The following is a 19,720-nucleotide window of genomic DNA, read 5'->3' on the forward strand; positions in this document are numbered from 1 at the left end:
GCCGCGCCTGCCCCGGCGCCAGCCGCTCCAGCCGCAGCCGTTGCGGCCGAAGCCGTGGCGCCCACACTGGCCACGCTGCAGCCGCATGGCGACAGCAGCCGCCGCACCACCCACACCGTGGAACTGGACCTGATGCGCATGCATGAAGCCGGCCTGGTCACCGCCGCCGGCGGCCGCACCTCGCTGGTGGAAGACTTCCGCATCATCAAGCGCCCGCTGATCAAGCGTGCCTTCGGCGCCCGCAAGCCAGGCGACAACCCGGGCAACCTGATCATGATCACCAGTTCGCTGCCCGGCGAAGGCAAGACCTTCTGCTCGATCAACCTGGCGATGAGCATTGCCATGGAACTGGACCACACGGTGCTGCTGGTCGACGCCGACGTGGCGCGCCCGTCCGTGCTGCGCACGCTGGGACTGCCGGCCCAGCGCGGCCTGATGGACATCCTGCTGGACGACAAGCTCGACATGGCCGACGTCATGCTGCGCACCAATGTGAACACGCTGTCGATCCTGCCGGCCGGCACCAGCTCGCCGCGCGCGACCGAGCTGCTGGCCTCGCACATGATGAAGAACCTGGTGACCGAGATCGCGAACCGCTACCCGGACCGTATCGTGATCTTCGACTCGCCGCCGCTGCTGCTGACGTCGGAATCGCACGTGCTGGCCTCGAATATGGGCCAGATCGTGCTGGTGGTGGAATCGGAACGCACCACCCAGCACGCGGTCAAGGAGTCGCTGCGCCAGTTGGACGGTTTGAGCAACGTCAACCTGATCTACAACAAGTCGCGCGAATTCCCGGGTACCGAAACTTATGACTATCACTATGGCTAAGAGCCGCCGCCTGGCCCTGCTGCCACTGGCGGCGGGCCTGTGTGCGGCTTTTCCAGCCCATGCTGCATGGGATTTTTCACCGATGGCCACCGCCCGCGCCACGTATTCGGACAATATCGGACTGCAGTCCGACGAGAACGCCAAGAGCGGTTTCGTGCTGCAGCTGACGCCGGGCTTTGAGCTGGTCAACCATTCGCAGCGTTTCGATTTCAAGATGAGCTATATGCTCAACTTGTACCAGTATGCCGGCGGCCGCCCCAGCGGCACCCAGCGCCACAGCCAGGACCTGGACAGCGCGCTCAAGGCGCGCCTGGTGGAAGAGCTGCTGTATATGGATGCCCAGGCTTCCGTGCACCAGCAGGCGACGTCGGCTTTCGGCCCCCGGTCCGGCAACGGCTACGTCAGCAACAACCAGAATGAGGTGCGCACCATCCGCCTCAGCCCCTACCTGGTGCACCGCTTCGGCGCCTTCGCCAATGGCGAGCTGCGCTACACGCGCGACCGGGTCAGCAGCAACAACCTGGGCATGCGCAGCAGCGACGGCAACACCATCAGCGGCAGCCTGACCAGCGGGCCCGGCTTCCGCCGCTTCGGCTGGGATCTCAGCCTGGCGCGCGCCGTCTACAACGAAGACATCCCGGTCACCGGCGGCGGCGTGGATGCGCAAACGAGCAGTTCCAGGAACGCCAATGTCGGCTTGCGCTATGTCGCCACGCCGCAGCTGAACGTGGGCGTGTTCGGCGGCTATGACGACTATGAATTCAGCGGCCTGGGCGGCGCCCAGTCGGGCGCGGCCTACGGCGCCAACCTGGCGTGGACGCCGTCCGGGCGCACCTCGCTCGAAGCGTCGGCCGGCCACCGCTTCTATGGCCCAAGCTACAGCCTGAACCTGCAGCACCGCAGCCGCGCGACGGTCTGGAATGTACTGTATAGCGATGCGGTGAGCACCTCGCGCAGCCAGTTCCTGCTGCCGCAGGCCATCGATACCGCGTCCATGCTGGACCGGCTGTTCCGCGCCCAGATCAGCGACCCGCTGCTGCGCGCCGCTTTCGTGCAAGCCTATATCCAGAAGACCGGCTTGCCGCCGACGCTGGCCAACAGCGTCAATTTCCTGAGCAACCGCTATTCCCTTGTCAAGCAGCTCAATGCCTCGGTCGGCTGGCAATTGTCGCGCACCACCAGCACCTTCAGCCTGTACAAGAACAAGCGCGAAATGCTCTCCAGCCAGCAGGCCGACAGTGTCTTGCTGGGCAGCTCGCTGCTCTCGCTCAACGACAACACCGAGCAGACCGGCGCGCTGGTCTCGGTCAGCTACAAGCCCGGTGCGCAATCGGTGCTGACCCTGACCGGCAATGCCTCCAACGTCAAATCGCTGACCGACGACCGTACCGGCAAGCAGCGCGACGTACGCCTGAACCTGGCGCATACCTATAGCACGCGCCTGACCGGCAGCGTGGAACTGCGCCACGTCAAGGGCAATTCCGGCCTGGGCGGTCTGCGCTACACGGAAAATGCCGTGTCGGCGACGCTGTCATCCAAATTCTAAGCCGCAAGGTGTCTCATGTATGAAAGTTACTATGGGCTGAGCGACAAGCCCTTCCGCCTGCGGCCCGACCCGCACTTCTTCTACGGCAGCAAGGGCCACAAGCGGGCCATGGCTTACCTGGAATACGGCCTGTCGCAGGGCGAGGGCTTCATCGTCATCACTGGCGAGGTCGGGGCCGGCAAGACCACCCTGGTGCGCAACCTGTTCAACCAGATCGAGTCGGACAAGATCGTCACCTGCCACCTGGTCAATACCCACCTCGATTCGGACGACGTGCTGCGCGGCGTGGTGGGCGGCTTCGGCCTGCCTTGCGAAGACACGGCCAGCAAGACCACCTTGCTCGGGCGGCTGGAAGTCTTCCTGCGCCAGTGCGAGCAGGACGGCCGGCGCGCGCTGCTGGTGGTTGACGAAGCGCAGAACCTGACGCCCAAAGTGGTGGAAGAATTGCGCATGCTGTCCAATTTCCAGACCGACGACAAATCGCTGCTGCAGACTTTCCTGCTGGGGCAGCCGGAGTTCCGCGCCACCCTGCACAGCCCGGGCATGTCGCAGCTGCGCCAGCGCGTGATCGCGACCTACCACCTGGGTCCGATGGACAGCACGGAAAGCCAGGCCTATATCGAGCACCGCATGCGCACGGTGGGCTGGACCGGCAACCCGCACCTGACGCCGGCCGCCTATGCCGCCGTGTTCGAATACACCGGCGGCATCCCGCGCAAGACCAACCACTTGATGGACCGCCTCTTGCTGATGGGCTTCCTGGAAGAGATGACGGAATTTACCGATGCCGATGTCGACACCGTGATCCGCGACATCGCGCAGGAATTCCAGCCGCCGCCGCCCTCCGCCGATGCGGCGCCGGCCGAAGCGGGCCACAACGGCGCGGCACATGCGGGCCAGGAGCCGGACCTGATGTTCAGCAGCCAGTATCCGGCCGTGCTGGACGAGCGCATGATGCGCGTCGAAAAATCCCTGACGTCGGTGCTGTCGATCCTGAAGAAGATCGTGCGTTCGCCGTCGTCCTATAACATCCACCAGGACAGCAACGAATGAGCGCCTTCCGTATCCTGTGCGTGGTCGGCGCACGGCCGAATTTCATGAAGATGGCGCCGATCATGGCCGCCTTCGCCCAGCTCAAGCCGCAAGTGGAAGCGCTGCTGGTGCACACCGGCCAGCATTACGACGTGGCCATGAACCAGCAGTATTTCGACGCGCTCGGCATTCCGAGCCCGGACATCAACCTGGAAGTCGGCTCCGGCAGCCACGCCCAGCAAACCGCTGAAGTGATGAAGCGCTTCGAGCCGGCGATGGACGAGGTGCAGCCGGCTGCCGTGCTGGTGGTGGGCGACGTCAATTCCACCATCGCCTGCGCCCTGGTGGCCGCCAAGAAGGGCGTGCCGGTGATCCACGTGGAAGCGGGCCTGCGCAGCTTCGACCGCGCCATGCCGGAAGAAATCAACCGCCTGCTGACCGACCAGCTGTCGGACCTGCTGTTCACCACCGAGGAGAGCGGCGCCGAGAACCTGGCCAAGGAAGGCATTGGCGGCGAGCGTGTGCACTTCGTCGGCAACGTGATGATCGATACCCTGCGCGCCAACCTGGCGCGCGCCGTCCCGGCCGCCAGGATCGCCGCCGACGCGGGACGTCCCGACTTCAAGGCCGGCAAGGGCGAGTACGCCGTGCTGACCCTGCACCGGCCATCGAATGTGGACGACAAGGCCGTGCTGCAAGGCTTGCTGGAAACCGTCGCCAACATTTCCGCCAGCACCCCGGTGCTGTTCCCGGTGCACCCGCGCACCCGCGCCACGATCGAAAAATTCGGCCTGAGCCACCTGCTCGACCGCCCGGAAGTGCTGCTGTTGCCGCCCATGGGCTACCTGGAGATGCTGGGCCTGATGAAGGACGCGCGCGTGGTGCTGACCGATTCCGGCGGCATCCAGGAAGAGACGACGGCGCTGGGCACCCCGTGCATCACGCTGCGCAACAACACCGAGCGCCCGATCACAGTCGACGAAGGCACCAACACCATCGCCGGCAATGACCCGGCGCACATCATGGCAGCGTACAAGGCGCAGCTGGCCGGCGCCGGCAAGGCCGGCCGCATCCCGCATTTCTGGGATGGCCGCGCCGCCGAACGCATTGCCGCCATCGTGCTGGATTGGCTGAAGGCGCGGAGCTGAACATGGGAGCGGCAGTACGCAATGCGATGACCATCGATGTGGAAGACTACTTCCAGGTGTCGGCGTTCGCGCCGCACATCAGCCGCGAAAGCTGGCCGCAGCGCGAATGCCGCGTGGAAGCGAACATCGACCGCGTACTGCAACTGCTGGAAGCGGGCAACGCCAAGGGCACCTTCTTCACCCTGGGCTGGATCGCCGAGCGCTACCCCGAGATGGTCAGGCGCATCGTAGCGGGCGGGCACGAGCTGGCCAGCCACGGCTACGGGCACCTGCGCGCGTCGGACCAGTCGCGCGAGCAGTTCATGCAGGATATCTCCAGCAGCAAGAAGATCCTGGAAGACATCGGCGGCCAGCAGGTGAAAGGCTACCGCGCGCCGAGCTTCTCGATCGGCCCCGGCAACCTGTGGGCGCTGGATGCGCTGCAGGAGGCGGGCTACCAATACAGTTCCTCGATCTATCCGATTGCGCATGACCATTACGGCATGCCGGATGCGCCGCGCTTCGCCTTCCATCCGAATGGCGAGCAGGGTTTGCTGGAAGTGCCGATCACCACGGTGCGCATCGGCCAGCGCAACCTGCCGGCAGGCGGCGGCGGTTATTTCCGTTTGCTGCCCTATGCGCTGTCGCGCGCCATGATGCGGCGCGTGAACAGGGAAGACGGGCAGGCGGCGATTTTCTACTGCCACCCCTGGGAGCTGGATCCGGGCCAGCCACGGCCTGAGGGGCTGGGGCTGAAGACGCGCTTCCGGCATTACGTCAACCTGCACCGCATGGAGTCGCGCATCAGGGCCCTGACGCGCGATTTCGCGTGGGACCGCATGGACCGCATTTTCCTGGGGCAGCAATGACGTCGATTATTGAAGCTGCGGCCGAGCGCCGCGCGGCGCGGGCGAAGGCGGAAGCCGAAGCGGCGACTGCTTTGGCTGTCGCTGCCGGACACCCGGTAAACCTGGGTCAGACCCAAGGGTCTGACCCTCTGCACGCGGCCGCCGCCGACTTGGGTCAGACCCTTGGGTCTGACCCGGCCTTGCCGGGCTTCACGCCGCAGCCACTGGTGCAGCTGCTGGGAACCGGCGAAGAAGAACGCGCCCGCTGGGACGTCTTCGTCCAGACCTGCCCCGAAGCCACCTTCTTTCACCGCGCCGGCTGGCAGACCGTGCTCGAACAATGCTACGGCAAGCAAACCTGGTTCTTCTACGTGGAAGAAGGCGGCATGATCACCGGCGTGCTGCCGCTGGCGCGCATGCAAAGCCGCATGTTCGGCCACTACCTCGCCTCCTTGCCCTTCTGCGTCTACGGCGGCGTGGCAGCAAGCACCGACACCGCGCGCAAGCTGCTCGACCAGGCTGCCGAAGAACTGGCCGCCGCGCTGAACGTCGGCCACCTGGAATACCGCAACTACGCGCCCGTCCATCCCGGCGATCCGAAGTGGCAAGGCAAGGACCTGTACTACACCTTCCGCAAGGAGATCAGCGCCGACGACGAAGCCAATATGAACGCCATCCCGCGCAAACAGCGCGCCATGGTACGCAAGGGCATCAAGCTGGGCCTGGAGGGCGTAGTGGACGCCAACGTCGACCGCATGTTCACGGCCTACGCGCACAGCGTGCACCGCCTCGGCACGCCGGTGTTCCCGAAAAAATACTTCGCCATGCTGAAGGAAGTATTCAAGGATGACTGCGAAGTGCGCGTCATCCTGCAGGACGGCAAGCTGGTAGCGGGCGTGCTGAGTTTCTTCTTCCGCGATGAAGTGCTGCCGTATTACGGCGGCGGCATGGACCTCGCGCGCGAAGTGGCCGGCAACGATTTCATGTACTGGAACCTGATGCAGGCGTCCGCCGCCAAGGGTTACCGGATTTTCGACTTCGGCCGCAGCAAGAAGGGCACCGGCGCTTTCGACTTCAAGAAGAACTGGGGCTTCACCGCCCAGCCGATCCCTTACGAATACCAGTTGTTCGCCGCCGACACCATGCCGGATGTGAACCCGCTGAATCCGAAATTCCAGCTTTTCATCAAGCTGTGGAAAATGATGCCGGTGCCGCTGGCCAATGTGCTCGGCCCCTTCATCGTCAAGCATCTGGGGTAAATCGTGGAAGACCTGCTGTTACTGGTGCATCGCATGCCCTATCCGCCCAACAAGGGCGACAAGATCCGCTCCTGGCATCTGCTCAAGCACCTGGCGCAGCGCTACCGCGTGCACCTGGCGACGTTCGTCGACGATCCGGATGACTGGCAGCATGTGCCGGCGGTGCAGGCGGTTTGCGCCTCCAGCCGCTTCGAGCCGCTGGCGCCGCGCGCGGCGCGCGTGCGCAGCCTGGGCGCGGTGCTGCGCAACCGTTCCCTGTCCTACGACTATTACCGCAATGCGAAGCTGCAAACCTGGGTCGATGATGCCATGCGCCAGCACGGCATCCGCCGTATCGTGGTCTTCTCCTCGCCGATGGCGCAGTACGCAGAAGCCTGGCCGCAGGCGCGCCGTGTGATCGACTTCTGCGACGTCGATTCCGATAAATGGCGCCAGTACGCCGAGCGCAAGCCGTGGCCGGCAAGCCTGGTATTCGGCTATGAAGCGAGCCGCCTGCTGCGCTACGAGCGCCAGATTGCGACCAGCTTCGATGCATCGCTGTTCGTCTCGGCGCCGGAAGCGGAGCTGTTCAAGACCCTGGCCCCGGAAAGCGCCGCGCGCACCGGCTGGTTCAGCAACGGCGTCGACACGGCATTCTTCGCACCGGGCGACTTCGCCAATCCCCATGCGCCCGGTGAAAAAGCGCTGGTGTTCTGCGGCGCCATGGATTACTGGCCGAATATCGATGCCGTGCAATGGTTCGCCGCCGAAGTGCTGCCGGCCCTGCGTGCGCGCGATCCGGCCGTGCGCTTCGTGATCGTCGGCGCCCGCCCCACGGCCGAGGTGCAGGCGCTGGCCAGCCAGCCCGGCATCACCGTCACCGGCACCGTGCCCGATGTGCGGGCCTATGTAGCGCACGCCGCCTTGTCGGTGGCGCCGCTGCGCGTGGCGCGCGGCATCCAGAACAAGGTGCTGGAAGCGATGGCCATGGCGCGCCCGGTCCTGGTGACGCCGCAAGCGCTGGAAGGCATCGAGGCCGAAGTCGGCAGCGAACTGCTGCTGGCCGAAGACGCGCCGCAATGGATAGCGGCCGCGTCCAAGGCATTGGCCGGTCCGCCCGCCGCGCTGGAGGCGCTCGGGCAAGCTGCACGCGAGCGCGTGCTGTCGGCATACAGCTGGGACGCCCGGCTGGCGCCCTTGGACCGCATGATCGAAACCCAGGCTGCGCCAGCTTCTGCGCCAGCCCAAGCCCTGTGGACGACCGCATGAATACCCTACCATCCCCCGGACCTGCCGCGTCGGCAGCCGCCGCTCCCGTGCCGCAAGCAGGCGCGCGCAATGCATTGCTGGTAGCGCTGGTGATGCTGCTGCCGCTGCTGGTGTTCCATACAACGGCGCTGGAGCTGGCCGGCATCTGGCAGCGCTCCGAAACCTTCGCCCATGGTTTCCTGATCCTGCCGATCAGCCTGTGGCTGGTGTGGCGCCAGCGCGCCGCACTGGCGCCGCTGCCGCTTAAGCCCTGCTGGCCTGGGCTGCTGGCCCTGGCTGCGTGCGGCGCGGCATGGCTGCTGGCCGACCTGGTCGAAGTCGGCATTGTGCGCCAGTATGCGCTGGCGCTGATGCTGCCGCTGACCGTGCTGGCCGTGCTGGGCAAGCGCATTGCCGGCGCCCTGCTGTTCCCCTTGTTCTTCATCCTGTTTGCGGTGCCGGTGGGCGAGGGACTGATTCCGCCGCTGATCGACCTGACCGCCAACTTCACCATCGATGCGCTGCGCATGACGGGCATTCCGGTGCTGCGCGACGGCAACAGCTTCTCCATTCCCACCGGCACCTGGTCGGTGGTGGAAGCCTGCAGCGGCCTGCGCTACCTGATTTCTTCCATCACCCTGGGCTGCCTGTTCGCCTACCTGAGCTACCGCACCGCATGGCGCCGCGCCGCCTTTGTCCTGGCTTCGGTGCTGGTGCCGCTGGCGGCCAATGGCCTGCGCGCCTACATGATCGTGATGATGGGCCACCTGAGCGGCATGACCATGGCGGTCGGCGTCGACCACTTGATTTATGGCTGGGTATTCTTCGGCATCGTGATGCTGCTGCTGTTCTGGATCGGCAGCTTCTGGCGCGAAGACCAGCAGGCCGCTGCCGCTGCCGCCGCGGCGCTCGCCCAGCAGCCCCTGCCGGCGCGTTCCATGGCAGGCGTTGCGCTTGCGGTGCTGGCCGTGCTGGCAGTCTGGCCAGCATTGGCGGCACGGGTAGACCAGTCCAGCCCGCAGACCGCAGCGGTCAATCTGGCGCTGGCTTCGCCTGCACCGGCCGCTGAAGAATTCACGCGCTGGGAGCCGGACTTCGCGCCGGCGACGGCGACCCTGCGCCAGTCCTTCGGCGGCAAGCCGCCGGTCGGCGTCACCGTGTTGTTCTACCGCGATACCCCGGGCGGCCCCAAGCTGATCAGCTCCACCAACCGCATCGGCATGGACAAGGGCGAATACCGCGAAAACCGCAGCAGCCTGCGCGACGAAAGCTTTGCCGGCCGCCATACCGCGGTGCGCGAAGCCCTGCTCGGTGTCGAAGGGCGCCGCTTGCTGGTGTGGCAGTGGTACTGGGTCAACGGCAACATGACTAGCAGCAACTATGTTGGCAAATTGTTACAGGCGCAGGCGAAATTGACCCATGGCAGCGGTGATGGCGCCGCCGTGATGGTATTCTCGCCCTACGATGAAGACCCAGCTGTGGCGCGCAGTGCCATGCGCGCCTTCCTGGATAGCAACCTCAAGCCGCTGGACCAAGCCTTGGCCAGCACCCAGCGTCCCTGATTCCTTGCCATGAACGACATTCCCCTCATCGTCCACCTGACGTATACGCTTGATTTTGGCGGCATGGAGAACCTCATGGTCGAGCGCATCAATCGCATGCCGGCCGAGCGCTACCGCCACGCCATCGTCTGCCTGACGCGCAGCAACCCGGAATTCGTCAAGCGCATCAGCCGCCCCGGCGTGACGGTGCTGAGCCTGAACAAGCAGCCCGGCCTGTCGCTCGCCACCCATGGCGCACTGTGGCGCCTGCTGCGCGAGCTGCAGCCGACAGTCCTGCATAGCTATAACTTCTCCGCCATCGAATATGCGCCGGCGGCGCTGCTGGCCGGGGTGCCGGTGCGCGTCAATGGCGCCCACGGCCGCGACCACACCGACCCGGACGGCACCAACCGCAAGCACAATTTCCTGCGCCGCCTGATGCTGCCGTTCTATGACGTGTGCTATGCCAATTCGGCGGCCATGGAAAAATGGAACCGCGATGTGATCGGGGTGCCAAAGGACAAGAGCCGCATGCTGGCCAACGGCACCGACGCCGAGCGTTTCCGCGCCCGCCGCGAAGACGAGGCGCGCCCCTTCTTCAATAACGGCGAAGTGGTGATCGGCACCGTGGGCCGGGCGCAAGACGTGAAGGACCACGCCACCCTGGTGGACGCTTTCCTGCTGCTGCGCGAGCTGACGCCGCAGTACCGCGAGCGCCTGCGCCTGGCGATCGTCGGCGACGGCCCGCTGCTGCAGGCGCTGCGCGACAAGGTGGCTGCCGCCGGCGCCGCCGATGCGGTGTGGCTGCCGGGCGCGCGCAACGACGTGCCGGACATCCTGCGCAGCTTCGACATCTTCGCCATGTCCTCAATCGCCGAAGGCACGCCGGGCTCCGCGCTGGAAGCCATGGCCAGCGGCCTGCCGGTGGTCGGCACGCGCGTGGGCGGCATTCCCGAAGTGATCGACAATGGCATTACCGGCCAGCTGGTGCCGCCATCGAACGCGGCAGCCATGGCCTCCGCGCTCAAGCATTATGTGGAGGCCCCGGCGCTGGCGCGCCGCCACGGCCAGGCGGGCCGCGACAAGGTGCTGCGCAAGTACAGCATGCCGGCCATGGTGGCCGCCTACCAGGACATGTACGACAGCTTGTGCGAACGCAAGCTCAAAATCAGAAGGCCAGTACCATCATGTGCGGAATAACAGGGATCATGGATGCGCGCGGCGGGCGCGCGGTGGACGAGGCGCTGCTGCGCCGCATGAACGACACCCAGCACCATCGCGGGCCGGACGAGGGCGATACCTATATCGAACCGGGCATCGGCTTCGGCCACCGCCGCCTGTCGGTGATCGACATCGCCATGGGCCAGCAGCCGCTCGGCAACGAGGACGGCAGCGTCATGGTCTGCTACAACGGCGAGATCTATAACTACCGCGAACTGACCGCGGAGCTGAAAGAGCTGGGCCACACCTTCAAGACAAAGAGCGACACTGAAGTGATTGTGCACGCCTGGGAACAGTGGGGCGAGGACTGCGTACACCACTTCCGCGGCATGTTCGCCATCGGCCTGTGGGACCGCAACAAGCAGGTGATGTTCCTGGCGCGCGACCGCATGGGCGTGAAACCGCTGTACTACGCCATGACGCCGGACGGCTGGTTCGCCTTCAGCTCGGAACTGAAGGCGCTGCGCATGCACCCGTCGCTGCCGCGCGAGATCGATCCGCGTGCGGTGGAAGACTATTTCGCCTACGGCTATGTGCCGGAGCCGAAGACCATCTACAAAGGCGCGCTCAAGCTCTCGCCTGGCTTCCGCCTGACGCAGAAGGTCGGCGCGCCCCTGGCCCAGCCCGAACAGTTCTGGGACGTGCCGTTCAAGCTGCACCAGAAAATGACCGAGAGCGACGCCCAGGGCGAGCTGGTGGAGCGCCTGCGCGAGGCGGTGAAGATCCGCCTGGTGGCCGAAGTGCCGCTGGGCGCCTTCCTCTCCGGCGGCGTCGATTCCTCGGCCGTGGTGGCGATGATGGCCGGCGAATCCGACGGCCCGGTGCACACCTGCTCCATCGCTTTCAAGGACAAGGCTTTCGACGAATCGGAATACGCGCAGAAGGTGGCGCAGCAGTACAAGACCGACCACTTCGTGGAAACCGTCGACACCGACGACTACGGCCTGCTCGATACCCTGGCCGGCCTGTACGACGAGCCGTATGCCGACAGCTCCGCCATCCCGACCTACCGCGTGTGCGAGCTGGCGCGCAAGCGCGTCACGGTGGCGCTGTCGGGCGACGGCGGCGACGAAAACCTGGCCGGCTACCGCCGCTACCGCTATGCGATGGCGGAGGAAAGCGTGCGCGGCCGCATTCCGCTGGGCCTGCGCAAGCCGGTGTTCGGCACCCTGGGCCGGCTGTATCCGAAGGCCGACTGGGCGCCGCGCGTGTTCCGCGCCAAGACCACCTTCGAAGCATTGTCGCGCGACCTGGTGGAAGGCTATTTCCACGGCGTGTCGATCATGACCGACGCCATGCGCGCGCAGCTGTTCTCGGACAAGTTCCGCCAGCAGCTGCAAGGCTACCGCGCCATCGACGTGATGCGCGGCCATGCCGCCAACGCGCCGACCGACGACCCGCTGTCGATGATCCAGTACCTGGACATGAAGACCTACCTGCCGGGCGACATCCTGACCAAGGTGGACCGCGCTTCGATGGCGCACGCGCTGGAGGTGCGGGTGCCGCTGCTGGACCACAAGCTGGTGGAGTGGATCTCCGGCTTGCCGCCAGAGATGAAGCTGCGCGGCAGCGAGGGCAAATACATCTTCAAGAAATCGATGGAGAAGTACCTGCCGGAAGACATCCTGTACCGCAAGAAGCAAGGCTTCGCCGTGCCGCTGGCGGCCTGGTTCCGCGGCCCGCTGCGCGAGCGGGTGCAGCAAGCATTGCTGGGCCCTAACCTGGCCGCCACCGGTATCTTCAACCAGGACTTCCTGCGCCATATGGTGGAGCAGCACCTGAGCGGCCGGCGCGACTACAGCGCCCCGATCTGGACGGTGCTGATGTTCGAAGCTTTCCTGCGCAAGGAAATGGCGGCATGAGCATCCGCATCCTTCACGTCCTGGATCACTCGATCCCGCTGCACAGCGGCTATACCTTCCGCACGCGCTCCATCCTGCGCGAGCAGCGCGCGCTGGGCTGGCAGACTTTCCACATCACCGGGCCGAAACAGGGCAAGGTGGACGCGCTGCGCGAAACCGTGGACGGCCTGGAATTCTTCCGCACGCCGCCGGCCACGGGGTTGATGTCCAGGCTGCCGGTGCTGAACCAGGTGGCCGTGATTGACGCTTTGGCCGCGCGCCTGCTGGAGGTGGCGAAAGAGGTCAAGCCGGATGTGCTGCACGCCCATTCCCCGGCATTGAACGCGGTCGCCGCGCTGCGCGTGGGCCGCAAGCTGGGCATCCCGGTGGTGTACGAAATCCGCGCCTTCTGGGAAGACGCCGCGGTGGACCACGGCACCAGCAAGGAATGGGGCCTGCGCTACCGCATGACGCGCGCGCTGGAAACCTGGGCCCTGCAGCGGGTGGACTTCGCCACCACGATTTGCGAAGGCCTGCGTGCGGAAATCGCCGGTACGCGCGGCATCCCGGCCAGCAAGATCGAAGTCATCCCGAACGCGGTCGACATCGCCGATTTCTCGGTGGGCGGCCAGGCCGACCCGCAGCTGGCGGCCAGCCTTGGCCTGGACGGCAAGACGGTGCTGGGCTTCATCGGCTCCTTCTATGCCTACGAAGGCCTTGACCTGCTGCTCGATGCGGTACCGGCCATGCTGGCGAAACGCCCGGAACTGCGCGTGCTGCTGGTTGGCGGCGGTCCGCAGGAACAGGCCTTGCGCGCCCAGGCCGAACGCCTCGGCATCGCCGGCCAGGTGGTGTTCACCGGCCGCGTTCCGCACAGCGAAGTGCAGCGCTACTACGACCTGGTCGACGTGCTGTGCTACCCGCGCCACAAGATGCGCCTGACCGACCTGGTGACGCCGCTCAAGCCGCTGGAGGCCATGGCGCAAGGGCGCCTGATGGCGGCTTCCGATGTGGGCGGCCACAAGGAATTGATCGAGGATGGCCGCACCGGGGTGCTGTTCACCGCGGAGGATCCGCAGGCGCTGGCCGGCAAGGTGCTGGCGCTGCTGGACGCGCCGCACAAGTGGCAGGAATTCCGCCTGCAGGGGCGCCGCTTCGTGGAAACGGAGCGCAACTGGGCCGCCAGCGTGGCGCGCTACCGCCATGTCTACGGCAGCGTGCTTGGCGCCGGCGCCGCGCGCGACGCGGTGGCGGCATGAGGGACACGGGCATGGATGGCCAGTCCTGCGGCGGCGCAACCCACAACAGCCTGAAAATCGGGCTGGTGGGGCCGCTGCCGCCGCCTTCGGGCGGCATGGCCAACCAGACCTTGCAGCTGGCCTCGCTGCTGCGCAGTGAAGGCGTGGACGTGGAAACCATCCAGGTCAATGCTCCCTACAAGCCGGCCTGGGCGGCCAGGCTGAAAGGTGTACGTGCGCTGTTCCGCATGCTGCCCTACCTGGGTGCGCTGTGGTCGGCCGCCGGCCGCGTGCAGGTCTTCCATGTGATGGCCAACTCCGGCTGGTCCTGGCATTTGTTCGCGGCGCCGGCGATCTGGATCGCGCGCCTGCGCGGCAAGCCGGTGGTGATCAACTACCGGGGCGGCGAGGCCGATGCTTTCCTGTCGCGTTCGCGGCGCGCCGTGGGGGCCAGCCTGGCGCGCGCCGATGCGCTGATCGTGCCGTCCGGCTTCCTGGAAGCGGTGTTCGGCAAATACGGCTTTGCCGCGCGCGTGGTCCCCAACATCATCAACCTGGAGCGCTTCAGCCATGCGCCTGCCGCGGCGGGCGCGGGCCCGCGCCTGCTGGTGGCGCGCAACCTGGAGCCGATCTATGACAACGCCACGGCGCTGCGCGCCTTCGCCCTGGTGCGCGCGGTCCATCCGCTCGCCAGCCTGGTGATCGCCGGCTCCGGGCCGCAGCGCGCGGAGCTGGAAGCGCTGGCGCGCGAGCTGGGCGTGGCCGATGGCGTGACCTTCACCGGCCGCGTCGACAACCACGCCATGGCGCAGCTGTACCGCAACGCCGACATGATGCTGAACTGCAGCCTGGTCGACAATATGCCCAATTCCGTGCTGGAATCGCTGGCCTGCGGCGTACCGGTGGTCAGCACCAATGTCGGCGGCGTGCCCTATTTGGTGGAGGACGGCCGCACCGCGCTGCTGGTGCCGGCCGCCGCGCCCGAGCAGATGGCGCAAGCCGTGCTGCGCCTGTGCGCCGAGCCGGCGCTGGCCGCCAGCCTGCGCGAAGCCGGGCTGCGCCAGGTGCAGCAATATACCTGGCATAACGTGCGTCCGCGCCTGCTGGACGTCTATCGCAGCGTAATGAGCCCGACATGATGTACACCGCCCTCGTATCGAACCTGATCTTCCCGCTGCAGGAGCGCTTCAAGCAGCACCGCAGCGTGTCCGTGCGGCGCCAGATGGAGCAATCCCAGTACTGGCCCGAAGCGCGCCTGCGCGAGCTGCAGCTGGAGCGCCTGCGCAACCTGCTGCAGCGGGTGCAGGCCAAGGTGCCGTATTACCGCGACCTGTTCCGCGAACTGGGCTTCGAACCGCTGCGCGACCTGCAGTCGCTGGACGACCTGCGCCGCCTGCCGCTGACCGACAAGGCGACCATCCGCCAGGCCGGCGAACGCATGAAAGCCGAAGACGCAGTGGGCCTGGCGCGCTTCAACACCGGCGGCTCCAGCGGCGAGCCGCTGATTTTCTTCATCGGCAAGGAGCGCGTCAGCCATGACGTGGCGGCCAAGTGGCGCGCCACGCGCTGGTGGGGGGTGGATATCGGCGATCCCGAAATCGTTGTGTGGGGCTCGCCCATCGAACTGGGCGCGCAGGACCGCATGCGCGCCTGGCGCGACCGCGTGATGCGCACCCGCCTGCTGCCGGCCTTTGAAATGTCGGGCCCCAAGCTGGACGGCTTTGTCGACGCGATCCGTGCGCGCCGTCCGCGCATGCTGTTCGGCTATCCGTCGGCGCTGTCGCACATTGCGCGCCATGCGCGCGGCAAGGGCCAGCGCATGGACGACCTGGGCGTGAAGGTGGCTTTCGTCACCTCGGAACGCCTGTACGACGAGCAGCGGCAGCAGATCGAGCAGACGTTCGGCTGCCCGGTGGCCAACGGCTACGGCGGGCGCGACGCGGGCTTCATCGCCCACCAGTGCCCGGAGGGCGGCATGCACATCACGGCCGAAGACATCATCGTGGAAACCATCGGCGCCGACGGCCAGCCGGTGGCGCGCGGCACGCCGGGCGAGATCGTGGTGACCCACCTGGCCACCGGCGATTTCCCCTTCATCCGCTACCGCACCGGCGACGTCGGCGTACTCGGCACCGAACCATGCCGCTGCGGCCGCGGTTTGCCGCTGCTGAAGGAAATCCAGGGCCGCTCCACCGACTTCCTGGTGGCGCAGGACGGCACCGTGATGCACGGCCTGGCGCTGATCTACATCCTGCGCGACCTGCCGCAGGTAAAGGCTTTCAAGATTGTGCAGGAAAGCCTGCAGCACACCACCGTGCAGGTGGTACTGGAGGGCGCCCTGGATGATGCGCTGCGCGGCAAGATCGTGGCCGGGTTCCGCGCCCGCCTTGGCGCCGGCGTTGACGTCACGGTCGAACAGGTGGCGCAGATCGCGCCGGAAAAATCGGGCAAGTTCCGCTACGTAATCAGTAAGGTGGCAGCATGAGGGACGTAATCATTACGCTGATGGTGTTCGGCGCGCTGCCATTCATCTTCCGCAACCCGTCGTATGGCATGGCGGCCTGGATCTGGATTTCCGTCATGAACCCGCACATGCAGGGCTGGGGCTTTGCGCGCACCGCGCCGTACGCCGCCATCATCGCAGCGGTGACCATGCTGGCCATGCTGGTCAACCGAGAACGCTACCGTTTGCCGATGACCGGAGTGGTCATAACCTTCCTTGCCTTCGTGGCCTGGATGTCGGTCGGTACGCTGTTCGCCTTCTATCCAGGCATGGTGGGCGAGCAGTTGATCAAGGTACTGAAGATCATGGGCATGTCGCTGGTCGTGCTGATGCTGCTGAAGAAGCGCGAGCACGTCGACTGGCTGATCTGGACCGTGGTGCTGTCGCTCGGCTTCTATGGCGTGAAGGGCGGTATCTTCACCCTGGTCACGGGCGGCGCCTACCGCGTCTGGGGTCCCAGCGGCACCTTCATCGACGGCAATAACGAAGTCGCGCTGGCGCTGGTAATGTGCATTCCCCTCATGTACTACCTGATAGACCGGATCGAAAACAAGTGGGGCAAGCGCGCCATGCTGGCGTCGATCGGCCTGTGCGCCATTGCAGCGCTGGGCTCCTATTCGCGCGGCGCCGCGCTGGCCCTGGGCGCCATGCTGGTATTCATGTGGCTGAAGGGCAAGCACAAGATCAAATTGGGCCTGGTGCTGCTGATCGTGGTGCCGCTGGCGCTGGTCTTCATGCCGGAGCAATGGCATACCCGCCTCGATACCCTCAACAGTTACGAGCAGGATGCGTCGGCCATGGGCCGCATCAACGCCTGGAAGATGGCGTTCAACCTGGCCAATGACCGTCCCATGTTCGGCGGCAGTTTCGAGATCTACAACAGGGAAATATTCTCGCGCTATGCCCCGGTTCCTGACGACGTGCACGCGGCGCACTCGATTTATTTCCAGGTGCTGGGTGAACATGGCTGGGTGGGCTTTGGACTGTATCTTCTGCTCGGCTTCCTGACGTGGCGCGCCGGCAGCTGGGTGCTGAACCACGCGCGCTATGTGGACGAGTTGCAGTGGGCGTGCGATATGGTGCGCATGATCCAGGTGTCGCTGCTGGGATTCATGGTGGGCGGCGCCTTCCTTAGCCTGGCGTATTTCGACGTGCCGTATTACCTGATGGCGGCGCTGGTGGCGGTGCGCCTGCTGGTTGAAAAAGAGCTGGCGCAGCGCAGCGATAAGGCCGCGGTCAAGGAAGTAGCCGATGCGGTGGCTTGATGTCCTGGCCGGCCCGCTGGAGCGCCGCCTGCTGGACTGGCTGTCGCCGGGCGGCGCGCATGGCCTGTCGATCCTGATTTATCACCGCGTGCTGCCGCAGCCCGACCCGCTGTTCCCGGGCGAGGTGGACCGCATGGAATTCGACAAGCAGCTGGCGCTCCTGAAATCGCGCTTCACCGTCCTGCCGCTGCTGGAAGCGGTGCGCCTGGCGCGCGCCGGGCGCCTGCCGCCGCGCGCGGCCTGCATCACTTTCGACGACGGCTATGCCGACAACGCGGAAGTCGCGCTGCCGCTGCTGCAGCAGCATGGCCTGCACGCCACCTTCTTCATCGCCACCGGCTTCCTGAACGGCGGCCGCATGTGGAATGACAGCGTGATCGAAACCGTGCGCATGGCGCCGGCCGGCATGCTCGATGCGCGCCACCTGGGCCTGGGCAGCCATCCAGTCAACACGCTGGAAGAACGGCGCGCGGCGATCGGCGCCCTGATCGGCCAGCTCAAATACCTGCCGATGGCCGAGCGCCAGCAGCAGGTGGACCAATTGGCGCAACTGGCCGGCGGCCCCTTGCCGGACCGGCTGATGATGGATGACGAGCAGGTGCGCCAACTGCACCGCGCCGGCATGGGCATCGGCGGCCATACGCTCAACCACCCGATCCTGGCACGCTTGCCGGCTGAAGAGGCGCGTGCGGAAATCGCCGCCGGCAAGGCCTCGCTCGAACACATGATCGGGGCGCCAGTGACACTGTTCGCTTACCCGAACGGCAAACCGGGCACCGACTATCAGGCGGAACACGTCGAAATCGTGCGCGAGCTGGGTTTCGAGGCGGCGGTGTCGACTGCCTGGGGCGCCAGCCGCACGCCGGACTTTTTCCAGCTGCCGCGCTTTACGCCATGGGACCGTCAGCGCCGCAAATTCCTGTTGCGCCTGATGCGCAATCTGAGCACGCCTGCTGAAATCGTAGGAGCCGGACAATGAAACAGGAATCCGGGCGCTGGCCCGTTGCGGTATTTGCCCATAACGAAGAGGACTGCATAGAGGCTTGCGTGCGCAGCCTGCTGGACAACCGCCAGCCCGGCATTGCGCTGGAAGTGCATGTGCTGGCCAACGCCTGCAGCGACGGCACGGAAACCGTGGTGGCGCGCCTGGCCGCCAGCGAACCATCGGTGCGCCTGCATAGCATCAGCATCGGCGACAAAGCCAATGCCTGGAATGTGTACGTGCACGAGGTGGCGCCGGAGAGCGAGGTGCACTTCTTTATCGACGGCGACGTGCAGGCTTGCGCCGGCGCCTTGTTGCCGCTGGCGCAAGCGCTGGCGGCAGCGCCGCAGGCCAATGCCGCCGCCGCGCTGCCGGTATCGGGGCGGGCCATGGCGGAGACGCGGCGCCGCATGGTGAGCAACCGCGACCTGGCCGGCAACCTGTACGCGCTGAGCGGCGATTTCGTGCGGCGCCTGCGGGCGCAGCGGATCGCCATGCCGCGCGGCTTCATTGGCGAGGATAGCCTGGTGGGCGCCTTTGCCAAGTACGACCTGGACCCGGCGCGCGGCTGGGACGATAGCCGCATTGTGTCGTGCGAGGGGAGCGGCTTTGCCTTCGAATCGCTGTCGGCGCTGAAGCCGGCCGATTGGCGCCTCTACTGGAACCGCCGTATCCGCTACAGCATGCGCAAATTCCAGATGCAAGCCTTACGCCGCCAGGTGGAACGGCAGGGCTTCCATGCCATGCCGGTCGACGTACGTGAGCTGTACCGCGACCCGGCGGCCTGGACCGGCGGTCCGGCCGATCCGCTGTTCGATTTGCTGGCGCGGCGCCGTATTCGGAAAGCGTCGGCTCCGAAATAGAGGAAATCCGGGCCACGCCGCACGCTCTAGCCCTGGTCTTTTCTCAGCCGTGAAAGCAGGGCGGCGGTTTGCTCGTTCAGCGGCAGGCCATGGCGCCGCAGCAGCTGCACATGCAGCACCAGGTTTTCCAGCACCAGCTTGGCCGCCACCGCCAGTAAAGTCAGCCGGCGGTCCTCCTCGCTGAACCGTTCCATGGCGTCGGCCATTTCGCACAGGTGGTTGGCCACCAGTTCGCGCAACGCCTGTTCATCAAAAGGCAGGTCGGCGAAATCGATCGGGTCTTCCTGCTCTACTTCATGCATCAACAGCTCGAGTTCCTGCGGGGTGATACCCATGTGTGGCTCCGGTTATGCACACGGCTTAATTGTAGGCCAAAGCGCGCTAGAATAGCTTTCC

General features: G+C 66.0%; 17 protein-coding genes. 16 read left to right on the forward strand and 1 reads right to left on the reverse strand.

Features of this window, described 5'->3' with window-relative positions:
• The 16 genes from GM658_RS25950 to GM658_RS26025 form a co-directional block, all read left to right on the forward strand.
• On the forward strand, positions 1-831 hold an 831-nt coding region (locus GM658_RS25950), incomplete at its 5' end, for an XrtA-associated tyrosine autokinase (RefSeq protein ID WP_371865285.1).
• Entirely contained in the window at positions 824-2,377 is a 1,554-nt protein-coding gene (locus GM658_RS25955; protein ID WP_170298984.1) for a TIGR03016 family PEP-CTERM system-associated outer membrane protein, read from the forward strand. The genes GM658_RS25950 and GM658_RS25955, both read left to right, overlap by 8 nt.
• Positions 2,378-2,392: 15 nt before the next feature.
• Positions 2,393-3,430 (forward strand): XrtA/PEP-CTERM system-associated ATPase, encoded by a 1,038-nt coding sequence (locus GM658_RS25960; protein WP_155456974.1) that lies wholly within the window; start codon positions 2,393-2,395, stop codon positions 3,428-3,430.
• Positions 3,427-4,557 carry a non-hydrolyzing UDP-N-acetylglucosamine 2-epimerase gene (gene wecB / locus GM658_RS25965; protein ID WP_155456975.1) on the forward strand — a complete coding sequence of 377 codons (1,131 nt, stop codon included), beginning with the start codon at positions 3,427-3,429 and terminating at the stop codon, positions 4,555-4,557. The genes GM658_RS25960 and wecB overlap by 4 nt, the downstream gene beginning before the upstream one ends.
• Before the next feature lie 2 nt (positions 4,558-4,559).
• Positions 4,560-5,405: an XrtA system polysaccharide deacetylase gene (locus GM658_RS25970; protein ID WP_211841941.1), complete on the forward strand. Its 846-nt coding sequence runs from the start codon at positions 4,560-4,562 to the stop codon at positions 5,403-5,405.
• Complete coding sequence (locus GM658_RS25975; RefSeq protein ID WP_155456976.1) at positions 5,402-6,643, forward strand: FemAB family XrtA/PEP-CTERM system-associated protein; 1,242 nt, start codon at positions 5,402-5,404, stop codon at positions 6,641-6,643. The genes GM658_RS25970 and GM658_RS25975 overlap by 4 nt, the downstream gene beginning before the upstream one ends.
• A gap of 3 nt (positions 6,644-6,646) precedes the next feature.
• A complete protein-coding gene (locus GM658_RS25980; protein WP_170298985.1) occupies positions 6,647-7,891 on the forward strand; it encodes a TIGR03087 family PEP-CTERM/XrtA system glycosyltransferase in 1,245 nt (414 codons plus the stop codon).
• Positions 7,888-9,432 carry an exosortase A gene (xrtA, locus tag GM658_RS25985; RefSeq protein WP_155456977.1) on the forward strand — a complete coding sequence of 515 codons (1,545 nt, stop codon included), beginning with the start codon at positions 7,888-7,890 and terminating at the stop codon, positions 9,430-9,432. Before GM658_RS25980 ends, xrtA begins: the two co-directional genes overlap by 4 nt.
• A gap of 9 nt (positions 9,433-9,441) precedes the next feature.
• Complete coding sequence (locus GM658_RS25990; RefSeq protein ID WP_155456978.1) at positions 9,442-10,611, forward strand: TIGR03088 family PEP-CTERM/XrtA system glycosyltransferase; 1,170 nt, start codon at positions 9,442-9,444, stop codon at positions 10,609-10,611.
• Positions 10,599-12,494, forward strand: coding sequence for an XrtA/PEP-CTERM system amidotransferase (locus GM658_RS25995; protein ID WP_155456979.1), 1,896 nt, complete (start codon positions 10,599-10,601; stop codon positions 12,492-12,494). Before GM658_RS25990 ends, GM658_RS25995 begins: the two co-directional genes overlap by 13 nt.
• Before the next feature lie 2 nt (positions 12,495-12,496).
• Positions 12,497-13,732, forward strand: coding sequence for a TIGR04063 family PEP-CTERM/XrtA system glycosyltransferase (locus GM658_RS26000; RefSeq protein WP_170298987.1), 1,236 nt, complete (start codon positions 12,497-12,499; stop codon positions 13,730-13,732).
• Positions 13,729-14,850 carry a glycosyltransferase family 4 protein gene (locus GM658_RS26005; protein WP_229417075.1) on the forward strand — a complete coding sequence of 374 codons (1,122 nt, stop codon included), beginning with the start codon at positions 13,729-13,731 and terminating at the stop codon, positions 14,848-14,850. The genes GM658_RS26000 and GM658_RS26005 overlap by 4 nt, the downstream gene beginning before the upstream one ends.
• Positions 14,847-16,196: a phenylacetate--CoA ligase family protein gene (locus tag GM658_RS26010; protein ID WP_155456981.1), complete on the forward strand. Its 1,350-nt coding sequence runs from the start codon at positions 14,847-14,849 to the stop codon at positions 16,194-16,196. Before GM658_RS26005 ends, GM658_RS26010 begins: the two co-directional genes overlap by 4 nt.
• Positions 16,193-17,479 carry a putative O-glycosylation ligase, exosortase A system-associated gene (locus GM658_RS26015; RefSeq protein WP_155456983.1) on the forward strand — a complete coding sequence of 429 codons (1,287 nt, stop codon included), beginning with the start codon at positions 16,193-16,195 and terminating at the stop codon, positions 17,477-17,479. The genes GM658_RS26010 and GM658_RS26015 overlap by 4 nt, the downstream gene beginning before the upstream one ends.
• Complete coding sequence (locus GM658_RS26020; RefSeq protein ID WP_155456984.1) at positions 17,466-18,458, forward strand: polysaccharide deacetylase family protein; 993 nt, start codon at positions 17,466-17,468, stop codon at positions 18,456-18,458. The genes GM658_RS26015 and GM658_RS26020 overlap by 14 nt, the downstream gene beginning before the upstream one ends.
• Positions 18,455-19,324 (forward strand): glycosyltransferase family 2 protein, encoded by an 870-nt coding sequence (locus GM658_RS26025; RefSeq protein ID WP_155456986.1) that lies wholly within the window; start codon positions 18,455-18,457, stop codon positions 19,322-19,324. Before GM658_RS26020 ends, GM658_RS26025 begins: the two co-directional genes overlap by 4 nt.
• Positions 19,325-19,350: 26 nt before the next feature.
• On the opposite strand, the gene GM658_RS26030 is transcribed toward GM658_RS26025, so the two are convergent.
• Complete coding sequence (locus GM658_RS26030) at positions 19,351-19,659, reverse strand: hypothetical protein (RefSeq protein WP_155456988.1); 309 nt, start codon at positions 19,657-19,659, stop codon at positions 19,351-19,353.
• Between the last annotated feature and the right edge of the window lie 61 nt (positions 19,660-19,720).

It is taken from the genome of Massilia eburnea (assembly GCF_009720745.1).
Taxonomy (GTDB): domain Bacteria; phylum Pseudomonadota; class Gammaproteobacteria; order Burkholderiales; family Burkholderiaceae_D; genus Rugamonas; species Rugamonas eburnea.

Excerpts from the sequence above, each read along its gene's own strand:
- GM658_RS25975 (WP_155456976.1), top strand. The coding sequence starts at position 5,402 with ATGACGTCGATTATTGAAGCTGCGGCCGAGCGCCGCGCGGCGCGGGCG.
- GM658_RS26025 (WP_155456986.1), top strand. The coding sequence starts at position 18,455 with ATGAAACAGGAATCCGGGCGCTGGCCCGTTGCGGTATTTGCCCATAAC.
- GM658_RS25990 (WP_155456978.1), top strand. The coding sequence starts at position 9,442 with ATGAACGACATTCCCCTCATCGTCCACCTGACGTATACGCTTGATTTT.
- GM658_RS26015 (WP_155456983.1), top strand. The coding sequence starts at position 16,193 with ATGAGGGACGTAATCATTACGCTGATGGTGTTCGGCGCGCTGCCATTC.
- GM658_RS25995 (WP_155456979.1), top strand. The coding sequence starts at position 10,599 with ATGTGCGGAATAACAGGGATCATGGATGCGCGCGGCGGGCGCGCGGTG.
- GM658_RS26005 (WP_229417075.1), top strand. The coding sequence starts at position 13,729 with ATGAGGGACACGGGCATGGATGGCCAGTCCTGCGGCGGCGCAACCCAC.
- xrtA (WP_155456977.1), top strand. The coding sequence starts at position 7,888 with ATGAATACCCTACCATCCCCCGGACCTGCCGCGTCGGCAGCCGCCGCT.
- GM658_RS26020 (WP_155456984.1), top strand. The coding sequence starts at position 17,466 with ATGCGGTGGCTTGATGTCCTGGCCGGCCCGCTGGAGCGCCGCCTGCTG.
- GM658_RS25955 (WP_170298984.1), top strand. The coding sequence starts at position 824 with ATGGCTAAGAGCCGCCGCCTGGCCCTGCTGCCACTGGCGGCGGGCCTG.
- GM658_RS25960 (WP_155456974.1), top strand. The coding sequence starts at position 2,393 with ATGTATGAAAGTTACTATGGGCTGAGCGACAAGCCCTTCCGCCTGCGG.
- GM658_RS26010 (WP_155456981.1), top strand. The coding sequence starts at position 14,847 with ATGATGTACACCGCCCTCGTATCGAACCTGATCTTCCCGCTGCAGGAG.
- GM658_RS26030 (WP_155456988.1), bottom strand. The coding sequence starts at position 19,659 with ATGGGTATCACCCCGCAGGAACTCGAGCTGTTGATGCATGAAGTAGAG.
- GM658_RS25970 (WP_211841941.1), top strand. The coding sequence starts at position 4,560 with ATGGGAGCGGCAGTACGCAATGCGATGACCATCGATGTGGAAGACTAC.
- wecB (WP_155456975.1), top strand. The coding sequence starts at position 3,427 with ATGAGCGCCTTCCGTATCCTGTGCGTGGTCGGCGCACGGCCGAATTTC.